Source organism: Streptomyces sp. DH12 (assembly GCF_020873895.1).
Taxonomy (GTDB): domain Bacteria; phylum Actinomycetota; class Actinomycetes; order Streptomycetales; family Streptomycetaceae; genus Streptomyces.
Window position 1 is genome coordinate 1 of record NZ_JAHWGT010001680.1, and the last position, 387, is coordinate 387.

Annotated in this window: 1 protein-coding gene; it reads left to right on the forward strand. The window is 73.1% G+C overall.

Annotated elements, in window-relative coordinates; translation table 11 throughout:
• Window positions 1–250 (forward strand): transketolase C-terminal domain-containing protein (locus LPA54_RS41715; RefSeq protein ID WP_306806651.1); only part of this gene is annotated, 250 nt, incomplete at its 5' end.
• Between the last annotated feature and the right edge of the window lie 137 nt (window positions 251–387).

Consider the following 387-nt stretch of genomic DNA (forward strand, 5'->3'; position numbering starts at 1 on the left):
CGTGGAGGACAACAGCCGCGCCGCCGGGGTCGGTTCGGCGGTGGCGCTGGCGCTGGGCGACGCCGAGGTCGACGTGCCGGTACGGCGGTTCGGCATCCCGGAGCAGTTCCTCGCGCACGCCAAGCGCGGCGAGGTCCTCGCCGACATCGGTCTCACGCCCGTCGACGTCGCCGGGCGGATCAGCGCCAGCCTCGCCGCCGGGGAGCGACTCGCGAAACACTCACCGGACGCACAGGAGCACCAGGCATGACCACCGCGGAGTCCGCGTCGGAGTCGTCACAGGCCGGGAAGTTCGACCTCGCCGCGCTGCTGGCCGAGCGCGGGGCCGAGCGCTACGAGCTGCACAACCGGTACCTCAACCCGCAGCTCCCGCGCATGCTGCACACC